The 21414-nt window shown below is 69.6% G+C and carries 19 protein-coding genes and 2 pseudogenes; 6 read left to right on the top strand and 15 right to left on the bottom strand.

The genetic code is table 11. The features are described 5' to 3' along the window. The first annotated feature begins 79 nt into the window (after window positions 1–79). Entirely contained in the window at window positions 80–1003 is a 924-nt protein-coding gene (locus tag ACQUQD_RS04025) for a calcium-binding protein (RefSeq protein WP_428950521.1), read from the top strand. A 122-nt stretch (window positions 1004–1125) separates the two neighbouring features. On the opposite strand, the pseudogene ACQUQD_RS04020 reads toward ACQUQD_RS04025, so the two are convergent. Further along, window positions 1126–1533: pseudogene (locus ACQUQD_RS04020) on the bottom strand (helix-turn-helix domain-containing protein); the annotation flags it as partial. A gap of 763 nt (window positions 1534–2296) precedes the next feature. Here ACQUQD_RS04020 and ACQUQD_RS04015 point away from each other — a divergent pair. Next, window positions 2297–2836 carry a GNAT family N-acetyltransferase gene (locus ACQUQD_RS04015; protein ID WP_428950520.1) on the top strand — a complete coding sequence of 180 codons (540 nt, stop codon included), beginning with the start codon at window positions 2297–2299 and terminating at the stop codon, window positions 2834–2836. A gap of 26 nt (window positions 2837–2862) precedes the next feature. Here ACQUQD_RS04015 and ACQUQD_RS04010 read toward each other — a convergent pair whose 3' ends face one another. After that, window positions 2863–3984: an IS630 family transposase gene (locus ACQUQD_RS04010; protein ID WP_428950519.1), complete on the bottom strand. Its 1122-nt coding sequence runs from the start codon at window positions 3982–3984 to the stop codon at window positions 2863–2865. 169 nt (window positions 3985–4153) lie between these two features. Between ACQUQD_RS04010 and ACQUQD_RS04005 the strand changes: the two genes are divergently transcribed. Beyond that, a complete protein-coding gene (locus ACQUQD_RS04005; protein ID WP_428957448.1) occupies window positions 4154–4693 on the top strand; it encodes an SMI1/KNR4 family protein in 540 nt (179 codons plus the stop codon). Window positions 4694–4842: 149 nt separating this feature from the next. On the opposite strand, the gene ACQUQD_RS04000 is transcribed toward ACQUQD_RS04005, so the two are convergent. Together ACQUQD_RS04000 and ACQUQD_RS03995 are read right to left on the bottom strand one after the other, a co-directional pair. Continuing rightward, window positions 4843–5493 carry a response regulator gene (locus ACQUQD_RS04000; protein WP_428950518.1) on the bottom strand — a complete coding sequence of 217 codons (651 nt, stop codon included), beginning with the start codon at window positions 5491–5493 and terminating at the stop codon, window positions 4843–4845. Continuing rightward, window positions 5490–6635, bottom strand: a complete 1146-nt coding sequence (locus ACQUQD_RS03995; protein ID WP_428950517.1) for a sensor histidine kinase — start codon at window positions 6633–6635, stop codon at window positions 5490–5492. The genes ACQUQD_RS04000 and ACQUQD_RS03995 overlap by 4 nt, the downstream gene beginning before the upstream one ends. A 132-nt stretch (window positions 6636–6767) precedes the next feature. Between ACQUQD_RS03995 and ACQUQD_RS03990 the strand changes: the two genes are divergently transcribed. Further along, on the top strand, window positions 6768–7496 hold the full coding sequence (locus ACQUQD_RS03990; RefSeq protein WP_428950516.1) for a class I SAM-dependent methyltransferase: 729 nt from the start codon (window positions 6768–6770) through the stop codon (window positions 7494–7496). Continuing rightward, window positions 7397–7915, top strand: a pseudogene (locus ACQUQD_RS03985) (DedA family protein); the annotation flags it as partial. The gene ACQUQD_RS03990 and the pseudogene ACQUQD_RS03985, both read left to right, overlap by 100 nt. Window positions 7916–8179: 264 nt before the next feature. On the opposite strand, the gene ACQUQD_RS03980 reads toward ACQUQD_RS03985, so the two are convergent. The 4 genes from ACQUQD_RS03980 to ACQUQD_RS03965 form a co-directional block, all read right to left on the bottom strand. Next, entirely contained in the window at window positions 8180–8707 is a 528-nt protein-coding gene (locus ACQUQD_RS03980; RefSeq protein ID WP_428957447.1) for an ImmA/IrrE family metallo-endopeptidase, read from the bottom strand. A gap of 239 nt (window positions 8708–8946) precedes the next feature. Further along, on the bottom strand, window positions 8947–9528 hold the full coding sequence (locus ACQUQD_RS03975) for an SUKH-4 family immunity protein (protein ID WP_428950515.1): 582 nt from the start codon (window positions 9526–9528) through the stop codon (window positions 8947–8949). A 579-nt stretch (window positions 9529–10107) separates the two neighbouring features. Then, window positions 10108–11169 (bottom strand): SIS domain-containing protein, encoded by a 1062-nt coding sequence (locus tag ACQUQD_RS03970; protein ID WP_428950514.1) that lies wholly within the window; start codon window positions 11167–11169, stop codon window positions 10108–10110. 83 nt (window positions 11170–11252) lie between these two features. Next, complete coding sequence (locus tag ACQUQD_RS03965; protein WP_428950513.1) at window positions 11253–12602, bottom strand: PTS transporter subunit EIIC; 1350 nt, start codon at window positions 12600–12602, stop codon at window positions 11253–11255. 177 nt (window positions 12603–12779) lie between these two features. On the opposite strand from ACQUQD_RS03965, the gene ACQUQD_RS03960 reads away from it, so the two are divergent. Then, on the top strand, window positions 12780–13538 hold the full coding sequence (locus ACQUQD_RS03960; protein ID WP_428950512.1) for a GntR family transcriptional regulator: 759 nt from the start codon (window positions 12780–12782) through the stop codon (window positions 13536–13538). A gap of 313 nt (window positions 13539–13851) precedes the next feature. Here ACQUQD_RS03960 and ACQUQD_RS03955 read toward each other — a convergent pair whose 3' ends face one another. From ACQUQD_RS03955 to ACQUQD_RS03925, 7 genes are all read right to left on the bottom strand, one after another. After that, a complete protein-coding gene (locus ACQUQD_RS03955) occupies window positions 13852–14313 on the bottom strand; it encodes a DUF3237 domain-containing protein (protein ID WP_428950511.1) in 462 nt (153 codons plus the stop codon). A 12-nt stretch (window positions 14314–14325) separates the two neighbouring features. Beyond that, window positions 14326–15153, bottom strand: a complete 828-nt coding sequence (locus ACQUQD_RS03950) for an ABC transporter ATP-binding protein (RefSeq protein ID WP_428950510.1) — start codon at window positions 15151–15153, stop codon at window positions 14326–14328. Further along, complete coding sequence (locus tag ACQUQD_RS03945) at window positions 15146–16150, bottom strand: ABC transporter ATP-binding protein (RefSeq protein WP_428950509.1); 1005 nt, start codon at window positions 16148–16150, stop codon at window positions 15146–15148. The genes ACQUQD_RS03950 and ACQUQD_RS03945 overlap by 8 nt, the downstream gene beginning before the upstream one ends. Continuing rightward, window positions 16147–17022 carry an ABC transporter permease gene (locus tag ACQUQD_RS03940; protein WP_428950508.1) on the bottom strand — a complete coding sequence of 292 codons (876 nt, stop codon included), beginning with the start codon at window positions 17020–17022 and terminating at the stop codon, window positions 16147–16149. Before ACQUQD_RS03940 ends, ACQUQD_RS03945 begins: the two co-directional genes overlap by 4 nt. Then, window positions 17019–17969: an ABC transporter permease gene (locus ACQUQD_RS03935; protein WP_428950507.1), complete on the bottom strand. Its 951-nt coding sequence runs from the start codon at window positions 17967–17969 to the stop codon at window positions 17019–17021. Before ACQUQD_RS03935 ends, ACQUQD_RS03940 begins: the two co-directional genes overlap by 4 nt. Next, complete coding sequence (locus ACQUQD_RS03930; RefSeq protein ID WP_428950506.1) at window positions 17966–19633, bottom strand: ABC transporter substrate-binding protein; 1668 nt, start codon at window positions 19631–19633, stop codon at window positions 17966–17968. Before ACQUQD_RS03930 ends, ACQUQD_RS03935 begins: the two co-directional genes overlap by 4 nt. A 94-nt stretch (window positions 19634–19727) precedes the next feature. Continuing rightward, on the bottom strand, window positions 19728–21413 hold the full coding sequence (locus ACQUQD_RS03925) for a CocE/NonD family hydrolase (protein ID WP_428950505.1): 1686 nt from the start codon (window positions 21411–21413) through the stop codon (window positions 19728–19730). Window position 21414 lies beyond the last annotated feature (1 nt).

Genomic DNA, 21414 nt, shown 5'->3' with positions numbered 1-21414 from the left:
ATCGACGATCAACACTGTGCGGCCGCTGTGGCCGTGCGACCTGTATCCGCCCATCGAAAGTCCATAACGGAGCCTTCTCATGTCCCAGCACTCCCGCAACAAGTTGACGCCCGGCAAGAAGGTGACCCTGGGCGTCAGCGCACTGGCCGCCTCCGGAGTTGCCGTCGGTCTGCTCGTCACACCGTCCGCGACGGCGGGCGGGACCGGCGAGGATGAGGCGCTGCAGCAGAGCAAGGCCTTCGCCGCCGACGCGTCGGCAGCGAAAGCCGCAGCGCCCAGGACCCTCGCCGCGAGAGCTGCCGACTCCACCGTCGTCTCCGGCATCACCGTCGACGGCGGCAACAGCGCCCGCATCGGGACGACGAACACGCAGACGATCACTGTGAAGTGGACGGTCAGCGGCGGGTCGAAGCTCTACGGCAGCCACGCGTCGATCTGGCGCGGCACCGACCGCGACAGCGACCTGAAGCAGTTCTTCAACTCCGAGCAGTTCGACGCGGACATCGACCCGTGCGTTCAGTCCGGCGACACCATGTTCGACTGCACGGCCACCTTCAAGATCGACCCCCAGGACTACCTGAAGAACGAGGACGCCGGAGCGTGGAAGATCGCCCTCTATGCGATCACCGACGCGGCCACCGACGTGGACACCGACAACGCCAAGACCTGGTACCTCAAGCGCTGGTCCCGGCTGAGCAACAACGCGGCCCCCGAACCCGTCGCCAAGGGCAAGACGATCACGATCACCGGCAAGCTGGAGCGCGCCAACTGGGACACCCACAAGTACGCGGGCTACACCCAGCAGACCGTCCGCCTCCAGGAGCGTTCGCTGACCGGCTCGTACGCCACCACCAGCAGCCACATCACCGGCACCGGCAGCCTGGCGGGTGTCGAAAAGCAGACTCGCACCGCCACGACCGACCGCTGCTACCGCTACAAGTTCGAGGGCACCTCTACTACGCCGCCGGTCACCGCCACCGGTGACTGCGTGGACGTGCGCTGAGCCCGCTGACCTGGCTGACCACACCGGGGCGGCGAGGCGACAGACTCGTGCTCGTCCCGGTGTTGGCCGGCTTACGGATCCGGTGGCGCGGTCGGTCCGGCCCCGCGGCCGCCCGGACCACTGAGTTCGCCGGGCCGGGCTCGTTCGTAGCGGCGGATGACCTGCCCGGTGGGCCGGTCCAGGAAGGCCAGGCGGTTCAGCCCGTGGCGGGCCAGGATCCGGTGCGCGGTGGAGGCGGGCAGGCCAAGGATCGGGCCGATGCGGGCCGTTCCGAGTCTGCGGTCCTGGCGCAGGCGGCAGACCCGGGCCTCCAGCGGTGCCGCGGTGCGGTGCGGTGTGGTGGGGGGAGGGCTGGAACGGTCGTGCAGTCCTTGTTCGCCCTCGGTGCGCCAGCGGCGGATCCAGGTGTGGGCGGTGGGCCGCGAGATGCCCATTTCGGCGGCCACATACGTGACCGGGCGACCGGCGCGGACACGTTCGACCAGCAGTCGCCTGCCGTGCACGGTCAGACTGGCATCACGGTGGGACACGAAGCCCTCCGTGCGGTGCAGTCGCTAGTGCTCTGACCGGGAAGGTTCGCCGGGGCGGTGGTCGCTTCCTCAGGCTTGGAGCCAGCCGTGCATTCTCCTTCTGAGCGGCGGTAGCAGTCCCGAAGAAAATGGATTGGGTGTAGCTCCTTTGGAGGGATGGTCGCCGAGGAGAGCCACATCTGTCGGCTGGCCCGTGCAGGATCGGGGCTTCCCCGGAGCGACACCACACCCCTATGGTCACAGCGGTATGAGACCTGGCAGGAAGCGCAAGGTGGGCGCGAAGCGCTCGTCGCGAACTCGACCGCTCGACGAAACGAGCCTCTGGTGGATTCCGCTCGGCGTCCTTGTCATGCTGTTCATGAGCTGGGGAATCTCCGGGTTCATAGCCCGTTGCGAGCCTGGCATCAGGGGCGACTGCGTTGCGCCGCACCACAGCGTCCCGTGGCCGTTTTGGGTGGTGTTTCTCGCAGTGTTGCCGACGTACGTGGTGGTGATCACGGGACTCGCCACGTGCCATTGGCCACCCGCGCTCAGCGTAGCCCTGGGCGGTATCGCTGGTGGGGCGTACGTGCTTGCCCAAGGACAGACGAGGCCGTCCATGATCACTGCGGGCATCGCGCTCGTCCTTGCCCTTGCGTCCCCCGCACTGACATGGCATCGCCGCCGACACGGGGCCCATGCCCAACCCTAGACGGTCATCCCTCCAGAAGAGCCACACCCAAATGGATTGCCTTGGGGACGGTGCTCACGTTGGCTGGGCAGCATGGCTGAACTGCATACCGATCGCCTCGTGCTCCGTCGATGGCAAGACTCCGACCTTGAACCGTGGGCGGCGATGAATGCTGATCCCGAGGTCCGGGAGCACTTGGGCGACCTGCTCACCCGTGAACAGAGCGATGCCTCCGTGGCGCAGTTCCAGGCCGAGTTCGACCAGCGAGGCTACGGATGGTGGGCAGTTCAACTGCAGGCCACGGGCGAGTTCATCGGCTTCGCGGGCTTGGACCAGGTGGATGATGGCATGCCGTTCACTGGGGTAGAGATCGGTTGGAGGCTCGCTCGCTCGGCCTGGGGCCAGGGTTACGCCACCGAGGCCGCCTTGGCTGGCCTGGCCTTCGGCTTCGAAACGCTTGAACTTACCGAGATCCTTGCAGTGACGACTGCCACGAACCTCCGTTCCCAAGCAGTGATGCGCCGGATCGGCATGACCCGAGACCCGGCTGACGATTTCGACGACCCCACCGCACCCGAAGGGCCACTGCGTCCGAACGTGCTGTACCGAATCGCGCGTGGTGTGAGGGTCTGACGCTCTCGGCGGCCTCTGTCGCTTGGTCAGGCCGGGGCGGGGAGCGGGCGTCCGCCCCAGCGAATGCCCTTTTCGCTGCGGATGCGGGCGCGTTCGCGACGCTGGGCCGCGAGGACGTCGGGGTGGCGGGCGTTGGCGTTGCGCCAGCGCAGGTAGGAGTGCAGGGCCCGGGTCTGCACGCTGTGGTTGCGGTGGTTGGAGTTGGCAATCGTGAACTGCCGCAGTGGCCCGAAATGCGCCTCGATCGGGTTGGCCCAGGAGGCGTAGGTCGGGGTGAAGCACAGCTCGACGCGGTTCTTCTTCGCCCAGCGACGGATCTTGTCGCCCTTGTGGGCGGACAGGTTGTCCAGGATGACGTAGATCGGGGTGTCGTCCGGGCGTGCGGCCCGGATCGACCTCAGTGCGGCCAGGGTGTTCACCGCACCCTTCTTGCGGCGGTTGACGCCCCACACCCGGTCGTCGCCGACGGAGTAGCAGCCGTGGAAGTACCGCACCCCGTGGGTGCGGTGATAGGTCGCGGGATGGCGCTCAGGGTGACCGGCGGGAGCCCAGCCAGCTCCGGCGGTGGGGCGGATGCCGAGCGGCCCGAACTCGTCGAACGCAAACACGCGGTCCGGGAAGCGTTCCAGCACCTCCTCGATGCGGTCCAGCTTGGTGTCGCGCTCGGGGTCGGGCGACTCCTTCCAAGTCTTGGTGCGTTGGAAGGTGATGCCGCGACGGGCGAGCAGGCACCGTAATGTCTCGCCACCGATCCGGATCAAAGGGCCGTGCACTTTCCGCAGGTAGGCGGCGAGTTTGCGGATGGACCAGCGGGTGAAGGGCTGGCCGAGCTTGGTCGGGCGGGTGGTGGCCGTCTGGACGACGAAGTCCTCGTCGTCAGGACTAAGCAGGCGGGGACGGCCTCCCGCCCACCGAGGGTCCAGGCAGGCAAGACCGATCTCGTTGAACCGGTGGATCACGTCGCGGACGGTGTCCTCGTCGGCCTGGACCAGCTTCGCGATCACTGGGACCCGATTCCCGCCGGCCGAGGCCAGCAGCATCATCGCGCGCCGGTACCGCACCGAACTGGTGCTGCCACGACGCACGCTCTGCTGCAGCTTCTGCCCCTCCTGGTCGGTCAACCTGCGCACATGGACAGGCTTAGCCACCACACCCCCAGCGGTCGGATCGGACGTCTCCGGACATCCAACCTCTGGAACCACCGATCCGGCGAACCTTCCCGGTCAGAGCACTAGACAGCTCCACCACACCGGAGGTCTTCGCCATGATCAAGCCCCGCCAGCGGTGACAACGTTCGTGGAGAGCTGGTCCCGCGTGATGAATCTTCTGCGGCAGCACGCCCCTGCCGATCACGTGGATCTGCCTGGGCCCGCTACGGAACAGATGATCGCGGCCGCTGAGAAGCGGATGGGTATCGGCCTCCCTCAGGATCTGCGGGCATGGCTGCTGCAGAACAATCTGGATCTTCCTGAGGAGGATGTGGACGACGATGCCGCATGTTGCGGCTTCGCGGGGTTTCCGGACGAGGGAAGCTTCTTTCTGGGTATCCGGGCCATGGAGAGGCTCTACGAGAACCGCTCCATGCTCGGTGGATTCGACCCCCCGGACCAGCCGGAGAATCCGTTCTGGCGCAATGAGTGGATCCCGTTCCTGTCGGACCAGGACGGCTGGATGGGAAAGTTCATCGACGTGCGGGACGGGCGTGTCGGCAAATGGTTCGCGGGCGAGATCACGACCACGGGTGAGTACGAATCGCTGGCTCACTATTTCGACTCCGTGGCGGAGATGCTGACGAAGATCGCCGATGGAGAACACCCAGTCTGTGAGTTCGCCGAAGGGCGACTCGTCTGGTCGTGAAACAGTCCCCACCACATGACCGACATCGCCAAAGCCGTCCTCACCCTGGAGAAGCAAGAACAGAGCGTTCGTCCCGGGCCCGGTGCGTGGTCCGAAAACCGCGCGGACGCGTTCGCAGGCACATGGCGGCGGTGATGTCGGGAGGGCGCTCAGGGGGTGAGGCCGGCGTCGCGGGCCAAGAGCGCGGCCTGGACCCGGTTGGTGACGCCCAGGGTGGTCAAGATACGGCTGACGTGGGATTTGACGGTGCTCTCCTGCATGCCGAGGGATTTCGCAATATCGGCGTTGGTGTCCCCTTTAGCGAGCAGCGCCAGGACGTCCTTTTCACGTGGGGTGAGAGGTGCGATGCGGGCTTGGGCCTGGGTGGCCTGAGGGCGGCCCGTGTGGTGGTAGCGATCGATGAGGCGGCGGGCGGCGGTGGGGTGGAGCATGGCGGAACCGGCGGCGACGAGGTGGACGGCTCGCAAGATTTCAGCGGGGTCGGTGTCCTTGAGGAGGAAGCCGTCGGCGCCCGCGGCCAGTGCGTCGTAGACGTACTCGTCGAGGTCGAAGGTGGTCAGGGTGATGACCTTCGGTGGGTGGGGCAGGGCACGCAGCCGCCGAGTGGCAGCGATGCCGTCCATACGGGGCATGCGGACGTCGACCAGGGCGACGTCGATGTGGTGGGCGGTGGCCTGCTCGATGGCGTGGAGGCCGTCGGTGGCCTGGGCGACAACCTCGATGGCGTCGTCGCTGGCGAGGAGGTCGGTCAGTCCGAGGCGGACGAGGGCGTCGTCGTCGACGACCATGGCGCGGATCACGTACGGGGGCCGTTCTGTTCGGTGACGGGGTGGGGGATGCGGGCGGCCAGTCGCCAGTTCCCGGCGCCGCCGGGGCCGGCGTTCAAGTGCCCGCCCAGTGCTTCGACGCGCTCGCGCAGTCCGATGAGGCCGAATCCGGAGGGAACCGCCGGGGCGCCGCGGAGGTTCGTGCTGGGAGGGTTGGTGACTTCGATCAGGGTGGCGGGTGGCCCGTAGTCGACGCGGACGTGGACGGGCGCGTCGGGGGCGTGCTTGCGGGCATTGGTCAATGCTTCCTGGACCAACCGGTAGACGGCCAGACGGTGCGCCGCGGGCGCCTGTTCAGGACTGCCCTCGACCATCGTGCCGATGACCTGTCCGGCCGCCCGGGACTGCCCGATCATCTCTTCGACGTCGCGCAGGGCCGGTGCGGGCGGGTCGGTGGCAGCAGAGGTATCGGTACGCAGGGCGCCAAGCACGTCGCGCAGGTCGGTCAGAGCCTCGGTGGAGGTGGTACGCAGCAGGCTGAGGCGTTCGACGACGGGATCGGGCAGGGCATCCTTTTTCGTGGCGAGGACACCCGTGTGAAGGGCGATCAGGCTGAGCCGGTGGGCGAGTACGTCGTGCATCTCCGCCGCGATCGCGGACCGCTCGGCCATGCGTGCGGCCTGCTCGCGTAGTTCCCGCTCGGTCCGCAGATGATCCACCTGAGTATTCAGCGCCTCGACCAGGCGGCGGCGGTTTCCCATCCACAGCCCGCCCACCACGGCCAGCAGCACAAAGAGCACCGAACCATAGGGTTGCGGGCTCCACAAGGACACCACCGGGCGTAGGACGGCGTTGCCGGTGAGGGCCACGGCAGAGCAGACCACGGCTGCCAGGGTGCGGCGGCGGGAGGCGAGGTCGAACAGGGCCAGCAGGAACAGCGGGAGCATGGGCCACCCCCACACACCCGCCGCCGCCGTCGTGAGAGTCGGGGCGAGCCACCAGGGGCCGCGGCGCAGCAGCAGGGCGAGCCCGCACGCGAGCGCCACCGCTGTGCGGGCGCCGCCGTAGTGGCCGCCGGCGCTCGATGCCGTGTTCTGGACCGCGGCCAGCGTCAGCAACACCACCAGGCCGTAGCGACCGTACGCGGCCCACCTGTGGTTCTGTTCCCGCTTCATCTGCGCAGCGTAGGCAGGCGGCCGTCTGCGTCACGGCCACCGTTCCGCCACGGCGACCCCCTACTTTCGTAGGGGAAGGCGGACGCACAAGGGATGATCCGCAGGAGAGCGAGCGTCCTTAGCGTCGAAGACATGGACGATTGGACCACCTCACACGACCGTGTCCTCGCGCAGCGCAACGCCGAGGGCTGGATGTTTCTCATCGAAGCAGCCCGCGACCTGCGCACCACCGGAGCCATCGCTCCCAGCAGCAAAGCGCTCGCCCGCCTGCTCACCGACCCGGTCCAGGAACACGCAACGCAGCCCCTCAACGTCCTGGAGGCGGGCGCGGGCACCGGCTCCGTCACCCGCACCCTGATCCCCCGCCTCTCCCCGAGCAGCCGACTGGACATCGTCGAGGCCAACGCGCGCTTCGCCTCCCAGCTGCGCCGCCTCGTCCGCACTCATCCGCGGCTCGTCGGCCGGAGTGAACGGGTCCGCGTCCACCACACCCTCGTCGAACAGCTCGACACCGGCCGCCTTTACGACGTGATCGTCTCCGGCCTGCCCTTCACCAACTTCACCCCCGCCCAGGTCGAGACGATCATGAACCGGTACATGGAACTGCTCCACCCCGGCGGCACCCTCACCTACTTCGCCTACCGCGGCACCCGCTACGCCCGCGCCCTGACCGCCTCCCGCAGCGAAGCCCGCCGTCACCGCGCCGTCGAAGAGGTCCTCGCCGACTACCAGCGCAGGTACGCCACCGGCTGCTGGACCGTGTGGGGCAACCTGCCCCCGGCCAACGTCTGGCAGCTGCGCCGCCCCGCCCGCGCATCCGTCCCGGCAGCGCAGCACATCATGGCCGGTGCAGACCGGTGAACACGCTGACCGGACTGATCAGTCACGTTCCCGCCCAGGCCGCCTACGCGATCCTGGCCGCCGCGGTGCTGGCCGAGTCCGTGCTGCTGATCGGCGCGTTCATCCCGACCCTGACTCTCTTGCTGGCCTCCGGAACCCTGGCTCGCGCCGGCGACCTGAACCTCGTTCTGGTCATCGCCACCGCCTCGGGCGCGGTCGTCGCCGGGGACGCCCTCGGCCACCGCACCGGACACATGCTCGGCAGCCACCTGCGCACCGGACGGCTCGGCCGCCGCATCCCCACCGCCGCCTGGCAGCGAGCCGAAGCACTCATGGCCCGACGCGGCGGCCAGGCCGTCTTCCTGTCCCGCTTCGTCCCCGTCGTACGCACCCTGACCCCGCACCTGGCCGGGGCGACCCACCTGCCCTACCGGCGCATCGCCCCCTACAGCCTGCTCGCCGGACCGGTGTGGGCCTGCGCCGAAGCCACCACGGGATACGTCGCAGCCACCTCCCTCCAGCACACCATCGCCTACGGAGGCCCCGCCCTCGCCGCCACCGCCGCAGTGATCACTGCGGCCGTCCTGGGCGGCAGCAAGATCCGCAGCCGGACCCGCTCTGGTGCTTCTGCTTCTCGGCGGAAGCAGGAGGCGCTGGGCCGGTCGTCGTCGCCCAGCGCGGAGGGTCGTCGATGTGAAGGGCGGTCAACTCCGCGACGGAGTCGACGGGAAGCCCGCGGGCTCGAAGGTGAGCCACGGCTTTGGGCAGCAGGCGGCTGCGTTCATCGGAACCGGCTCCGGACGGGAGGTGGGGGGTCGTTTCGCCACCGAGTCTTTGGTCGGTGGATCTGTGGGACCACTCGGGGAAAGCTCCAGTTCATGCAGGCGGTGGAGAACAGCGGATATCGAAACACCCCAGTCGCCGGCTTCTGCGGCCAAGCGTTCGAGAGTGGCGGTGCGGAGCGTCGAGGCGACGACGGCAGTACGGGGCATGAGGAAAGCAGAGGCGGACGGGACGGCCGCAGTGCGCGAGACCCGGTGGCCCGGCCGGCTATGGCCAAGGACGCGTTGCCCGAGTTCGTGGGGGAGGTGCCGCCGTGCCTGTTCGCCGTCCAGACGGGATGGGAGGAAGACGAAGGGTGTCCCGGACTGGCGTGTGAACAACGCCCCTACGTCTCCGCAGTCGGTCGGTAGAGCAACGATGCGGATGTCATTGGCTTCGAGGAGCGGCATCAGCGCGTCAGTGGGGGCGTCGCCCATCTGTCAGTGGGCCCGTAGGGTCTCGGCGGCGTCCTTCGTGCGTTGACCGCCGTCCATGGGGTGCAAGGCGGTCGCTCACCCGTGGCCACGCCCCGCACCGAGCGCGGCCAGGGCTGCCCCACGCCCTGGCCCGGCTCGACTTGGTGAATCGGCGGGCGCGGTCGGTCCGGATCGGCCGAAGGCGCCGGTGATGGCCGCGCTGCAGGGGGCGGTTACGTGTACATCCCGCCCTGGAGGTTGTCGAAGAGCTCGTTCCACTCGCTGTACTGGTTGGCGAACGGCAGCGGATCGACTTCGCGGATGTACGCCATCAGTGCTTCGACTTCCTGACGGCGACGGGCGTCCGCGGAGTCGGGGTCCTCGTCGTCGGCGCTGAAGGAGGTGATGAAGTCGAGCCAGGACTGGGCGGTCTTGATGAGTGAGGAGATGTCCTGGTGGATGGGGATGACCAGGTTGACGCCCTCCGTGTACTGGTAGACGGTGCCTGTGTCCGGAGCGATCACGATCGGGTTGATCGGGAAGTTCCCGATCTTGACGACCGTCTTGAGCTCGTCAGGGGTCTCCCATCCGTCGGCAGCTTTCGCTGTGGCGTCCCAGATGAACGCTGAGTTGAAGTCTTGCGGCAGGAAGAACCCCAGCTCGTACTCCTCTGCTTGTGGGAGCCCGACGTGGGTGAGGAAGTCCAACGTCTCTCCGCTGAAGCCGTACTGGCGGCCGGTGGCCTCGGGCGGTACGGCGACTTCCTCCACCAGCTCGACGTCTTCCAGGGCCTGATGGTCAACGTTGAACAGCACTTACTCGGACGGAACGCGAAGCTGCAATTCAAGGTCTCCGATGTAGACACGTGGGCTCGGCAGCAACGCATCGGATGACACCGGGCGGCTCCGGATTTTCACCCGCCCGAAGCCGCCTCCGTCTCATGCAGCCAGTGCAGTCAGGCCAGCAGGGAGCGTCGGGAGTAGGAAACCGTGGGAACGATCGGGACGTACTTTGGTGAGCGCGGCGCCGGGATGTAGGGGCGCGGCGGGGTTTCGTGGTCCGGCACGGCGGGTGGCCGGACACGGCAGGCCCGGATCGCCGTCCTCCATAGGGCTCCGTACCAAACGTTGCTGACTTGGTTTCGCCAGTGGATTTGTGCTTGGTCTGCGTGCCGAGCGGGCCGCCCGGCTTGTAGATCCAGCTGGTCCCGTACGGTGCCGGCCGCCCCTCGTCGTCGCCCGTCCCTCGCCCCGCGCCCCCATCCGCGTGCCCCTCCAGCACGCCCGTCGGCGCGCCGGGGAGCGGACCTTGGGTTCCCGGTTCCGCGCCGGGCGGCCCGCGCCGGGAGGGCTTGCTCCCCGGCACGGGCGCCCGGAACGGAACCGGCGGACGGTTCAGCTGCGGTGGGCGCCGGAGAACTGAGGGGAGGCGATGGCGAAGTCGCCCGGGTCGACGCCGCCCTCCTTGGTGTCGTCGTTGGCGAAGACGAACGCCTCGACGGGCACGTCGCGTTCGGCGCTGAGGGCCTGGACGAGTTCCTGGACGACGGCCGTCTCCAGGACGACGCGCGGCGCCGGGTCCGTCCCGGGCAGCCGGACCACGCCGAGTGCGTCGCCGGCCTCGACCTCCCGGGTGGTGACGAGCAGCGTCAGGTGACCGGCGCCGGACAGCGAGCGGGCGAGCTCGACCTCGCGGCCGTCGCCGAACACAAGGTGCAGTGTGTTGCCCGCCGACTCCATCTCGCCGTGCAGGTAGTTGCGGGTGACGGAGGCGGCGGCGGGCAGGCGCGGCACCTCGCGCAGCAGCAGGGCGGCCTCCTCGGCGGTGGCCCGCGAGGCGCCGGAGGCCACGCAGTCCGCGGCGACGCAGGCGGCGGCGCGGGCCCGCAGCGGCGCGATCGTGGCGGCTGCCCGCTCCCGTACGGTGCGCAGCCGGTCCGCGATGCCGTCCCACGGATCACCGGCGCGACCCGCGACCGCGCCGGCGAGGAGGTCGAGGGCGACGACGGTGCCGGTGAAACCGACGGTCGAGGCGTACGAGTCCGGTTCGTTGCCGAGATCGAGCGTCAGTCTCGCGAGGTCGCCCAGCGGGGACGGCGCCACGTTGATCAGGGCGGCGGTGCGCACATCACCGGCCGCCCTGAACGCGGCGAGCGTCTCCGAACTGCGCCCGGACTGCGACACGCCGATCAGCGCGTCGGTGTCGAACCCGCCGAGCCCGTCCTCGATCTCGCTGGCGAGCACCCGCTGGGCGGGCACCCCATGGGCGCGCAGCACCGCGACCGGCACGGCGAGCGCGGCGTACGAGGCGCCGATCCCGGCGAACAGCGGCCTGCGGGCGGCGGCGAGGTCGCGGGCCGGTCCGGAGAGCTGCGCGCGGACGTGGGCCGTCACCCGCTCCAGGGCGTCGGGCTGCCGGTCCTGGCCGGTGTGGAAGGTGATGCGGGAGCCGGTCATGGGGGTTCCTTTCGGCGGCCCTGGGCGCGGGCGGCGGCTCGGGGCGCGGGTCGTGCGGTCGTACGGCGTCGTGGGCGGGCGCGTCAGCCGGTCGGCGGGGTCGCGGGGCCGGCCTGCGGTGACACGGGATTGGTGGGCGGAGTCACGGGGCCGGTCGCGAGGCCCGGGGCCGCCGCTGCGGTGGCCACGTTCTCCTGCTCGCGCGGGGGCGGCACGGCGGCCTCCCCGGGGTCGTCCTCGCGTTCCCGGCCCGGGGTGGGCAGGTCGAACCGGACGATGGCGAAGCGGAAGATCCCGTAGTAGAGGAGGGCGAACAGCAGACCGATCGGGATGAGCAGCCACGGCTTGGTGGCGATGCCGAAGTTGAGGACGTAGTCGATGGCGCCGGAGGAGAAACCGAAGCCGTCGCGGACACCGAGCGCGTAGCTGACGCCCATGGAGACGCCGAAGAGCACCGCGTGGATGGCGTAGAGGACGGGCGTCACGAACATGAAGCTGAACTCCAGCGGTTCGGTGACACCGGTGACGAACGAGGTCAGGGCGACCGAGATCATCATGCCCTTGACGGCCTTACGGCGCTCGGGCCGCGCGGTGTGTGCGATGGCGAGGGCGGCGGCGGGCAACGCGAACATGTAGATCGGGAAGCCGCCGGTCATGAACTGCCCGGCGCTGGGGTCGCCGGCCAGGAAGCGGGCGATGTCGCCGTGGGCCTCGGCGCCGGTCTGCGGGTTGGTGTACGAACCCGCCTCGAACCAGGGGAAGAACGAGAAGAAGTGATGCATCCCGATCGGGATGAGCGCCCGCACCACCAGGCCGAACAGCCCCGCGCCCCAGGCGCCGGTGCCCACCAGCCACTCGCCGAAGTGGAAGAACCAGCCGCCGACGACCGGCCACACCAGGCCGAAGACGAGCCCGGTCACGACACCGGCGAACGCGCTGAGGATCGGCACGAGCCGCCGGCCGCCGAAGAAGCCCAGCCACTCCGGGAGCTTGGTCCGGCTGAAGCGCTGGTAGAGCAGGGCGCAGATCAGGCCCATCACGATGCCGCCGAGCACCTTCGCATCCTGCGGCTGGCCGTCGACTCCCTTGGGGAAGGCCGGGCTTGCGAGGACGTTCTTGAAGACGAGGTAGCCGACCGCTGCGGCCAGCGCTGTCGAGCCGTCGGACTTCTTGGCGAAACCGATGGCGACACCGATCGCGAAGAGCAGCGGCAGGTTGTCGAAGACCGCCTGGCCGCCGGCGCTGAGGATCATGCCGAACTTGCGGATGACCTCGGGCAGGGCCTCGCGGCCCAGCAGGTCGTCCTTGCCGAGCCGCAGCAGGATCGCCGCCGCGGGCAGCACCGCCACCGGCAGCATCAGGCTGCGTCCGATCCGCTGCATGACCGCCATCACGCCGCTTCCGGCACGCTTCGTCGCGTGAGCCGTACTCATCTGTCTTCCTCCGTGGGACTGGGGAACACTCCCAAGGTATGCGGAGGTCTGCAACTGGTCAACACTGGTATTAATGAAGCAGACCAAAAGCGAGCCACGTACCATCGGGAGAGCGACCTGACGGGCTCTACTGGTATGCGGTGGTATGGTTCAGGTTGTCGAACCGGAGGAACCCGTATGTCGGAATTGGGCCCAGCCGCCCCCACCCCGCGCCGTGGCAGCGGTGCCGCCCCGCTGTGGGAGCAGGCCGCCGATCTGATCCGCGGGGAGATCGCGCGCGAAGGACTCGCGGCGGGCGACCGGCTGCCGTCCGAGCGTGACCTGTGCGTGCGCCTGGCCATCTCCCGGGTCACCCTGCGCAAGGCGCTGACCCACCTGGTGGAGCAGGGGCTGCTGACGGCGACGCACGGCCGGGGCTGGTTCGTCGCCGCGCCCGCGCCCGCCCGCGAGTGGCCCAACGACTTGGAGTCCTTCACCGCCACCGCGCGGCGCAAGCAGATGACGGCGAGTTCGCTGGTGCTGACGCGGGAGCGGGTGCTCGCCACCCTCGACGACGCGGACCGGCTCGACGTCCCGGCCGGCACTCCGCTCCTGCGCCTTGACCGGGTCCGCTTCCTCGACGGCGTACGCATCGCAGTCGACCGCACCCTCATCGTCGACCGGGCCGCTCCGGGCCTGGACGAGGTCGACTTCACCTCCGCCTCCCTCTTCGCGGAACTCGCCGTCCGCGGGGTTGTTCTCGACCACGCGGAGACGGCCATCGAGGCCCGCGCCGCCGATCCGGAGCTCGCCCGAGAACTCCAGATCGCGGTGGGCGCGCCAGTGCTCAGGCTCGACCAGACGATCCGCGGCCGGGACCAGCGGCCGGTACTGCTGTCGACGGTCGACTACAGCGGCGAGCGCTATCGGCTGCGTACCACGTTCCCCTCGCGCTGACCGGACTCATCCTTCCGCGCCGCATCGCCCGTCCCGCCCGCCACATGTCCCGTGGGCGGGGGCCGATCGCCCCTGATCCGCTCGGCGGAGGGCCCGGGTGGTGTCCTCGGTGAACAACTGCTGGCTGTGCGCGGCCGGGTACGCGACTTCCGTGTAGGTGAGGGCGTCCTGAGCCCGCACTTCACGGATCACGTCGCCTTGATGGCCGTCTCAAGACCGCGGCAGCACATAGGGTTCCGGTAATTCCCGGGGGGAGGGGGGGCTGCGTCGAAGTAGCGCGGCGACTTCTCCCAGGGAAGGGGGGCGCCTTGACCTACGTCAGCGCGTATATGCGGATGGCCACCACGTCCTCTCCCTCGGGGCGGGCGAGACCGACGAAGACCGTCTCGGCGAGCCAGCGGTGGGCTGGGGCGTCGGTGCGGAAGACGGGGTGGGTGCGGTAGTAGTGGCCGGCGTGGGTGACCTGGAGGTCCGCGTCGTACTGGTCCGGGCTGTCCGGCGCCGGACGGTAGTAGCCGCGGTTGACGATGTCTATGACGGCCCCGTCGTCGGCCTGAAGGAGATAGCGGGCGTCGAGTTCGCATACCTCGCCGCGCGTGCTGCTCCAGTCGCCGCCGCCGGGGAGGACCTTTCCGCGCAGCAGAGGACCGTCGACGGTGCCGCCGACGATCGGGGTGAACTCGGTGACCTCTCCGTCGCCGTGGCCGATGTGCAGGGACGGATCAAGGTGGGCGCGGATCTCGAACGCGTAGGCCAGAGTGGGGGAGAAGGGCATGGTTGAACTCCGTTACGAGGTCGGTGGGTTGGTGTCGGCGGAGGGAAGGCGGCGGCTGGGTTTCCAGCCGCGCCGTGGCACCGAGTCGAGCAGCTTGCGGGTGTACGGGTCCTGCGGCTTGTCGAGCACGGAAAGGGTGGGTCCGCTCTCGACGACACGTCCGCGGTGCATGACGACGATGTCGTCGCAGATGTGCTGGACGATGCCGAGGTCGTGGGTGATGAACAGATAGGAGATGTCCGAGCGTTCGCGGATCTCCCTGAGCAGCGCGATGATCTGCGCCTGCACGGACACGTCCAGGGCGGCGACCGCCTCGTCCAGGATCAGCAGGCGCGGCTCGACGGCCACGGCCCGTGCGATGGCCACCCGCTGCCGTTGCCCTCCGGACAGGGAACGCGGCAGCGACCGGGCCTGCGGTGCGCCGAGCCCCACTTGGTCGAGCAGTTCGGCGGTGCGGCGGCGCAGCTCGTCGCCCCTCAAGTCGGTGTGCAGCGTGAGGACTTCGCTGATGCTGTCCGCCACGCGCTGATGGCGGTCCAGCGATGCGTACGGGTCCTGGAACACCATCTGTACGCACCGGGCGAAGCGCCGGCGTGCGGCGGCTCCCGCCCGGCGCCCGGGCAGGGCCTGTCCGTCCAGCCGGAGCGTGCCGGCTGTGAGCGGCTCAAGGCCGGCGATCATGCGTGCGGTGGTGGTCTTGCCCGAGCCCGACTCGCCGACCACGGCCAGCGAGGAGCCGGGCGCCAGGGTCAGGGTGATGTCGTCCACGGCGACGAAGTCGCCGAAGGTCTTGCGCAGGCCGACCGCCTCCAGGGCGGGCGATGCGGCGTCGTCAGTCATGTCGTGCGCTCCTGTCCTGGTCGCCGTGCAGGGTGGTGGGCGAGGGAAAATGACAGGCGGCCGAGCCGTGTTCGACCGGTGCCGGCTTCGGGCTCTCGCTCGCGCAGATGTCCTGGACGGCCGGGCAGCGTGGCGCGAAGGCGCACCCCCGCCCGGCCTCGAACGCCGACAGTGGCCTGCCGCCGATGGTCCGCAGAGGCTGCGCACCGGCACCCGGCTCGGGCCGTGACGCGAGCAGAGCGTGGGTGTACGGATGCGCGGAGCCGTCGTGCAGCCGTGCCGCCGGCACCTCCTCGACGACGGAGCCCGCGTACATGACGGCGATGCTGTCGCAGACGGCCGTGGCCAGGGCCAGGTCGTGGGTGATGAACAGCATCGCGAGGCCGCGCCGAGCACGGGCCTCGTCGACGATGGCCATGACCTCCGACTGAGTGGTGACGTCCAGGGCGGTGGTGGGCTCGTCGGCCAGCAGGAGCCGGGGCTCACCGAGCAGCGCGGCGGCGATCATCACCCGCTGCAGAAGCCCCCCGGACAGCTCGGCCGGACGCTGGCGAAGGCGACGGGAGGCGTCGGCGATGCCCACCTCGCGCAGCAGGTCCACGGCCTTGGCCTCGGCACTCCCGCGGCGCTCTTCGCGCGTGGCGATCAGTCCCTCGGTGAGGAAGTCGCCGATGGTGCGCAGCGGATTGATGTGCGCCCGCGGATCCTGGAAGATCATCGCGACGTCGTGGCCGCGCAGCGCACGCAGAGCCGCCGGGCCCATGGCGGTGACCGACGCCCCGGCGAAGCGGACCTCACCCTCGACCCGGGCGCCGGGCGGCAGCAGCCGGAGCACCGACCGGGCGGTGAGCGACTTTCCCGAGCCGGATTCCCCGACCAGCCCCACGGCGCTCCCCGCCGGCACGGACAGATCCACGCGGTGGATGACGGGACGGTGCTCGCCCTTCACCGGGAGGGTGACGCGCAGCCCGTCGAATTCAAGGAGCGGTGTGCTCATCGGTCCTCTCCCAGCAGTCGGCGGGACAGGGCGCCGCCGAAGAGGTTGCAGGCGATGACGAGGACGACGATGACCAGGCCCGCGTACAGCGCCTGTGCGGGCTGGCCGGCGAGGATGCCGGGCGCGCCGTTCGCGACCATCAACCCCCATTCGGCGGTGGGTGGTTGGGTACCGAGCCCGATGAAGGAGAACGCCGCCACGTCGAGCAGCGTGTAGCCGAAGGAGGTCGTGGCCTGCACCAGGATCAGGGGCAGCAGATTGGGCAGCAGATGGCGTAGGCAGATCCGTCGCCCCGACATGCCGAGCATGCCGAGGGCGGAGACATAGGGGAGGGACCGCTCCCGCAGGGCTGAGCTGCGTACGACGCGGGCGATGTAGGGCAGGTACGCGATCGAGAGGGTGGCCACAGCGATGTGCAGACCCGCTCCGAAGACCGCCGCCCCGACCACCGCCAGGACCAGACCGGGAAACCCGAAGATCAGGTCCAGGAAGCCGGACACCAGACGGTCGTACCAGCCCCCGAGCCACGCGGCCGACACCGCGAGGCCTGTGCCGGCCAATCCGGCGATCACGGTGATCAGGGCCGGAGCGAGAAGGCTGGGCCTGGCTCCGTACAGCAGTCGCGACAACAGGTCGCGGCCGGTGTCGTCGGTGCCGAGCCAGTGCGCCGCCGAACTGCCCTGGGAGACCGCCAGCGGGTCCACGGCGTTCGGGTCGTAGGGCGCGAGGAGCGGCGCGGACACGGCGGCCAGGACCACGAGGGCGACGACGGCTCCGGAGGTGATCAGCATGCCCCGGCCACGGGTGAGGGCGCGGAAGCGGCCCGTGGAGGGCCGCCCTCGGGACAAGGACGCCAGTTGGTAGGTGCTCACCGGTCTCCTCCCAGAGCGACGCGATGGTCCAGGGCGGCGGTGACCACGTCCACCACGGTGTTGATCACGGCGAACGCCACCACGGTGAGCAGCGCCACCGCCTGCACGACCGCCAGGTCCTGCTGGGCGGCGCTGCGGATCAGCAGGGCGCCGACACCGTTGAGACCGAAGGCCTGTTCCACGATGGCGCTGCCGGCGATGAGCCCGGCGACGGCCACTCCGGAGACGGAGGCGATCGGCGCGGCGGCGTTGCGCAGGATGTGTTTGCGGATGACGACGCGCTCCCCGATGCCGCGGCTGCGGGCCGTCTGCACGTGTTCGGAGGCGAGTTCGGTCCGGACCGACGACCGGGTCACCTGGGCGACGTAGGCGAGCCAGGAGGCGGCGAGCGCGACGGCGGGCAGCGTGAGGTGTTCGAGCCGCCCGGTGAATCCGGATCCGCTGCCGTACGCCGGGAGCCAGGCGAGCCGTACGGCGAAGAGCCAGATCAGGAGCGTGGCCATGACGAACACGGGGACGGCCATGAGCGTGGTGGAGGCCACCGTCATGGTGGTGTCGGTCAGGCGGCCGCGCAGGGCGGCCACCGTGCCCGAGGTGACGCCGAGGACGACGATGAGCACGGCGGCGTACACGATGAGGAACACGGTGTTGCCGGCCCGGTCGGCCAGGAGGTGGGTGACGGAGTCCTGGTAGCTGAGCGACTGACCGGCGTCCCCTTGGACGATGCCGGTCAGCCAGCGCCAGTAGCTCTCCAGGAACGGATCGTCCAGGTGGTACTGCCGGTGGATCTCCGCGAGCAGCCCGGGGCTCGGCTCCTTGCCGCCGCCCACCAGAAGAGTCGCCGGGTCGCCGGGGGAGAGGAACAGGGCGCCGTAGACGGCGACGCTCGCGACGAGCAGCGTCACCGCCAGGGCCGCCGCGCGCCGGGCGACGAAGCGGGCGATCACGAGGTGCCCTTCCCCGTGCCGCCGAGGTAGGCCGCCCAGGGCATGTTGAGGTAGGCGAAGGAGGCGGGCGCGCCGCTGAGCCGCTTGTTGAGGAACAGCCGCTCGTAGGGTGAGGCCAGCGGCACCACCGGCAGGTCCTTCGTGTACAGCGCCTGTGCCTGGTTGAAGAGGGCTGCCGAATCGGCGGGCCGCAGGGTGGCCTGGGCCTTGCCGAGGAGGGAAGTGACCTTGGCGTTGCGGTAGTTGGTCCAGTTGAACGGCGAGGTGGGTGACGTCATGAGCTGCGCGTACGAGAGGGGGTCGGGTATCTCGACGTAGCCGAGGACCATGGTCGCGTCCAGGCCCTTGCGCAGGGACGGGTCGAAGAACAGGCCCGACATCTGTGTGGGCTGGAGCTGCTTGATGACCAGCTTGAGGCCGATCTTCTTCGCTCCCGCCTGGAGGAAGGTGAGGGTCTGCTGGGACTGCTGGTCGCCCGCGGCGACGGCGACATTCAGGGTGCGCCGGGCAGGATTCGCCTGCGCGATCAGCTTCTTGGCGCGCTCGACGTCGACCGCGGGCACGGCGGGGAGAGCGTCGTAGCCCTTGGCGTAGGTGTCGGCGGCGTCGCCGTGCTGCCACACCAAGGGCGGGTTGAACGTCTTGAGCTGCTGAGCCGCACCCGCGTACACGTTCTTGACGAGGGACTTGTGGTCGAGGACGAGGGACAGCGCCTCGGCGACCCGGTGGTCGGCGAGGGGCGAGCCGGTGCCGATGGCGGCGATGAAGTTCGTCTGGGCCGAGGGCCCGTGGTAGAGCGTGCCGACGGATGACGCGGACAGCGCGCGGGCACCGGAGGAGCTGATCTCGTAGCTGCCGTCGACCTGTCCGGACAGCAGGGCGCTGGTCAGGGTCGAGCCGTCGGTGATGAACTTGAACGTGAGCTTCTGGACCTTGGGCCTCAGGGATGTGTCCCAGTAGTCGGCGTTGCGCGTGGCCGTGATCGACTCGCCGGACTTCCACGAGCTCAGCCTGAACGGGCCGGTACACATCAGACCGCCCTTGGCCGTGCCGTAGGAACGGCCCGCGCGTTTCATCGCCGCGGCCTCGTTGACCGTGCCGAAGCCGGTCGCGAGCGACTTGAGGAACATCTCGTCCGGCCTCGTGAACCGGACCGTCACTTGGTGCGCGCCGGACGCGGTGATCGTTTTGACGTTGGCCAGCAGAGTCGCATTGACGCCTTGGGTCGCGGGGTCCTTCTGGCGCAGGAGACCGGCGACGACGTCGTCCGCGGTCATGGGGTGGCCGTTCCAGAACGTGACGTCCTTGCGCAGGTTCAGGACCAGCGTGGTGTCGTCCGGGCGGCTCCACGAGGAGGCGAGGCCCGGGCCTGTGGTGTAGTCGGGCTTCAACCGCAGCAGGGAGTCGCAGAGGTTGGCCTTCACGGTGCTCGGCGAGTAGTCGGCGATCTTCGCCGAGTCCAGCGTCCTGGGCTCGCCCATGGGGAGGTTCCAGGTGACGCTTTCCAGGGGCTTGGTCGCCGCGGGTGTGCGCAGGGTGAGCTTCGGGGCTTCGGGCGCCGACTCGGTGCCGGAGCCCGAGCTACAGGCGGTCGCCGACAGCAGGACGCACAGGGCGCCGATGGCGGTGCGGTTGGTTCGGAGAGTGGTTCTGGGAGCCTGCATGAGGGAGCTCCTCAAAGGAGACGGATCGCTGCGGTGGATTCCTTGGCGCGGGGTCGCGCGGTGGTGCGGGTGAACCGTCGGGTGTGCGGACGGCTCAGGGAGCGGCCGGCGGCACGACCGTGACGGTGAGGTGCGAAGGGCGTACTCCGCCGACGTGCAGGGTCTGCACGCTCGGTTTCGCGGTGAGCGCTGTCCACGGGTTCTCCCCGGTGCCCGGCGCCGGCAGGAACAGCGGATGATCGCTGCTCGCCAGGACCAGCGTCAGCCGGTGACCGGGCCGCAACCGGTAGCCGGTGTGCCCGAGTTCGACGCGGATCTCGTCCGCGGCCTCACTCGCGTGCACCGAGATCTGGCCACGGGCGACGAGCCGGGCCTGCCCGTCCGGAGCGAGATCGACGACCCTGGCGAACACGTCGAACACCTCGGCGGTGCTGGTGACATGCAGTCCCACGACGACCGGGCCCGCGAGGTCGAGAGGTTCCGACAGCACGGGACCGGAGAAGGCGAGGACGTCCTCCCGCCCGACCATGAGTGACAGGTCGGGGTGGACGCGCAGATAGGCGAACGAGTCGTCGACCGCCGAGGGGACCGGGTCGTCGGGATCGTGCGTCCACCGCACGGTCGCGCCCTCGTCGACCGGGTGGTCGCTCAGTGAACCGCCCGGCAGCGGGCTGCTCGCACGGACGGCATCGGCCAGCCAGAAGGTGCGTTCGGTGCTGTCGGGCGGTGGCCACTTGGTCGAGGTGCGCCAGCCGGAGTGCCCGAGCTCCCAGCTCACCTTGGACAGCGAGGAGAGGGGACGTACCTCCTTGAGGAACACGTCGAAGAACTCGATGGCCGGGTTCGCGTAGTCGGGCAGCATCCGGTCCAGGGCGCCCTCGTCGGTGTTGTGGTCGTTCTCGGCGGAGACCGGAGCCTGCGCCAGGCGGTAGTTCTCGTGGTCGACCGCACCGGCCCACAGGTACTGGACCGCGTCCCAGCCGGGCCGGGACGCCAGTTCCATGTAGTCCCGCATGTGCGCGCTGACGATGTTGTCGAACCAGCCGACGCAGTGCAGCACCGGGACGGGCCGCGCGTCGAACGGATGCAGGCCGGGCTGCGTGGACAGACCCGCCTGTCGGGGGGCCAGCAGATCGAACCAGAGCGAGCGCGCCCCGATCGCCCGGAAGGCCTCCTCGTACTGCTCGATGACGGGCCGTCGGGAACGGTCGATCGCGTACTCGTAGGACTCGTTGTCCACCCAGTGGTGGGCGAAGTACTCGACGCCCTCCAGCCAGACCGGTGCGCGCTGCCCCTCGGGCTGCCAGATCGTGTTGAAGTCCGCGGCGGTCACGCGCGGCACGATGGCGCGCAGCGCCGGGTGCTGCGCCGCGACGGCGGCCCACTGGGTGAACCCGTAGTAGGAGTCGCCGAACATGCCGACGCGGCCGTCCGACCAGGGCTGGTGCACGATCCACTCGAGGGTGTCGTAGCCGTCCTGTGGTTCACGCAGGAAGGGCACCGTGCTGCCACCGGAGCGGAACTTGCCGCGCACGTCCTGCACCACCACGGCATAGCCGCGGGCGGTGAAGAGGCGGGCCACCCGGTCGAGATACACGTACCGGCTGTTCTTGTCGTAGGGGAGGCGGACCAGGACGGCGGGGACCGTTCCCGCGCCCTCGTCCGACGCGGGGAGATAGACATCGGTGGCCAGGCGCACGCCGTCGCGCATACGGACCATGTACTGCCGGGCGTCCTCGGGGACCGGTGCCGCGCTGATCCGCTCGAAGGGAAAAGGCATG

This window comes from Streptomyces sp. cg35, from assembly GCF_050410835.1.
GTDB lineage: Bacteria > Actinomycetota > Actinomycetes > Streptomycetales > Streptomycetaceae > Streptomyces.
This window is presented reverse-complemented; position numbering and strand designations above follow the sequence as displayed.